General features: G+C 37.1%; 2 protein-coding genes. Both read left to right on the top strand.

Annotation, left to right across the window (positions count from 1 at the left end):
• Positions 1 to 144: 144 nt before the first annotated feature.
• A complete protein-coding gene (locus B0A64_RS24275; RefSeq protein ID WP_089482026.1) occupies positions 145 to 2,121 on the top strand; it encodes a urocanate hydratase in 1,977 nt (658 codons plus the stop codon).
• Positions 2,122 to 2,154: 33 nt separating this feature from the next.
• Entirely contained in the window at positions 2,155 to 2,694 is a 540-nt protein-coding gene (locus tag B0A64_RS24270) for a DUF4136 domain-containing protein (protein WP_089482025.1), read from the top strand.
• Positions 2,695 to 2,815 lie beyond the last annotated feature (121 nt).

The raw sequence follows: 2,815 nt of genomic DNA, 5'->3' as shown, positions 1-2,815 counted from the left end.
GAGTGCAATATTTATAGATGAGAATTTAGCGATCAGAATTTCAGCCCCAGCGGGGCGAAATAATCTAAAGAACAAAAAAATTAATCTGTTGTTAATCTGGCTAAATTATCTTAGCAACATAGCAACTAAGCACCTTTTAAAAAAATGACTTTTCAAGAACAAATAAAACAAGGAATACCAAACATATTACCTCCAAAGGCAGCATACGATCTTGCTATTAATCATGCGCCAAAACGAAAAGAAATTCTTTCTAAGGAAGAAAAAAAGCTGGCTTTAAAAAATGCATTACGTTATTTTGAACCTCAACATCATGCTGAATTAATTCAGGAATTCTCTGAAGAATTAGAAAAATACGGTCGTATATATATGTATCGCTTACGTCCTGATTATCGAATGTATGCAAGACCAATTGACGAATATCCGGGAAAATCGATACAGGCAAAAGCGATTATGCACATGATCCAGAACAATCTGGATTATGCTGTGGCACAACATCCTCATGAATTGATTACGTATGGCGGTAACGGAGCTGTTTTCCAGAACTGGGCGCAATATCTATTGACGATGCAGTATTTGTCTGAAATGACAAATGAGCAAACCTTAACGATGTATTCCGGACATCCAATGGGATTATTTCCTTCGCACGCCGAAGCTCCAAGAGTTGTGGTTACAAACGGAATGGTGATCCCTAATTACTCAAAACCGGATGATTGGGAAAAAATGAATGCTCTGGGTGTTTCGCAATATGGGCAAATGACAGCCGGAAGTTATATGTATATAGGACCTCAAGGAATTGTACACGGAACTACGATTACAGTTTTGAATGGTTTTAGAAAAATAAAAAAGGATCCTGAAGGCAATCTTTTTGTAACATCAGGACTTGGCGGAATGTCCGGTGCACAACCAAAAGCAGGAAATATTGCAGGTTGTATTACGGTTTGTGCCGAGGTGAATCCTAAAATTACTAAAATTCGTCACGAGCAAGGCTGGATTAATGAAATCGTAACATCGACAGATGAATTGGTAAAAAGAGTGACTTTGGCAAAAGCCAATAAAGAAGTGGTTTCGATTGCTTACTTAGGAAATGTGGTTGATGTCTGGGAATGTTTTGACAAAGAAAACATCAAAATTGATTTGGGTTCTGACCAGACTTCGCTTCATAATCCTTGGGCCGGAGGTTATTATCCAGCTGGAATTTCGTTTGAAGAAGCTAATGAAATGATGGCAAATAATCCTGACTTGTTCAAAGAAAAAGTACAGGAATCTTTGCGCAGACAGGCTAAAGCAATTAACAAACATACTGCAAAAGGAACATATTTTTTTGATTACGGAAATGCCTTTTTATTAGAAGCTTCGCGTGCCGGAGCAGCTGTAATGGCAGAAAATAATATCGATTTTAAATATCCTAGTTATGTTCAGGATATTATGGGACCAATGTGTTTCGATTACGGATTTGGTCCTTTTAGATGGGTTTGTACCTCAGGAAAACCCGAAGATTTACAAAAAACAGATACTATTGCCAGCGAAGTTTTAGAAGAAATGGCTAAAACAGCTCCAAATGAAATTCAGCAGCAAATGCAAGACAACATCAAATGGATCAAAGGTGCTCAGGAAAACAAACTGGTTGTAGGTTCTCAGGCAAGAATATTATATGCTGATGCCGAAGGTCGAATTAAAATTGCCGAAGCCTTTAACCAGGCAATTGCCAAAGGCGAAATCGGGACGGTTGTTTTGGGCCGCGATCATCATGATGTTTCCGGAACAGATTCTCCTTACAGAGAAACTTCTAATATCTATGACGGCTCCCGTTTTACGGCAGATATGGCGATACAAAACGTGATTGGAGACAGCTTTAGAGGTGCAACCTGGGTTTCGATCCATAATGGCGGAGGAGTTGGCTGGGGAGAGGTTATAAACGGCGGATTTGGTATGGTTCTTGATGGTTCTAAGGAAGCTTCAAAACGCTTAGCATCAATGCTTTTTTGGGATGTTAACAACGGAATTTCAAGACGAAGCTGGGCCAGAAATGACGAAGCTATTTTTGCCATAAAAAGAGCGATGAAAGTTGAGCCTTTATTAAAAGTTACTTTACCTAATATCGTAGATGAAAATCTATTTTAGGTAAAAAGCAAGAACATTAAAATTTCTAAACATATGAAAACATTCCAATTAGTACCCGTTTTTTTGCTATTCCTATTAGCTTCCTGCAGCACAGTCAGTGTTTATTCTGATTACGACAAAAACGTAGATTTTGCCCCTTATAAGACTTATGCCTTTTTTAAGCCCGGAATTGATAAGGTCGAAATTTCTGATTTGGATAAAAGACGTATTCTACACGCCATAGACGAAGAATTGCAAGCCAAAGGTTTTACCAAAAGTGAAAATCCTGATTTATTAGTAAACATTTTTACAAAATCAAGAGAACAAGTTAATGTAAACCAATTTAGCGCCGGTTGGGGTTATGGTTGGGGTTGGGGATGGAATCCTTATATGATGTACGGAGGAAATCAAACAACAGTATCAACATCTACAGAAGGAACTTTATTTATTGACCTGATCGATGCTAAAAAGAAAGAAATGATCTGGCAAGGTGAAGGAGTTGGAACTTTGACTAAAAACATCGATAAAAAAGACGCCAAAGTAAAAGAAATTGTATCGAAAGTTTTAGCACAATATCCTCCGGTTAAAAAATAATTAATACATTTGCCTTTCAAATATCTGAAATGAAAAACTTAAATATCATTATTATCTTTATTAATATTATTGCAATCAAGCAATAATGGCGAGGTATTATATAAATAAGTAAACAAAATAC

Origin of the sequence: Flavobacterium araucananum, assembly GCF_002222055.1 — a bacterium.
GTDB lineage: Bacteria > Bacteroidota > Bacteroidia > Flavobacteriales > Flavobacteriaceae > Flavobacterium > Flavobacterium araucananum.
This window is presented reverse-complemented; position numbering and strand designations above follow the sequence as displayed.

Bases quoted from the DNA above. Each gene is read 5' to 3' on its own strand.
- B0A64_RS24275 (WP_089482026.1), top strand. From the start codon at position 145: ATGACTTTTCAAGAACAAATAAAACAAGGAATACCAAACATATTACCT.
- B0A64_RS24270 (WP_089482025.1), top strand. From the start codon at position 2,155: ATGAAAACATTCCAATTAGTACCCGTTTTTTTGCTATTCCTATTAGCT.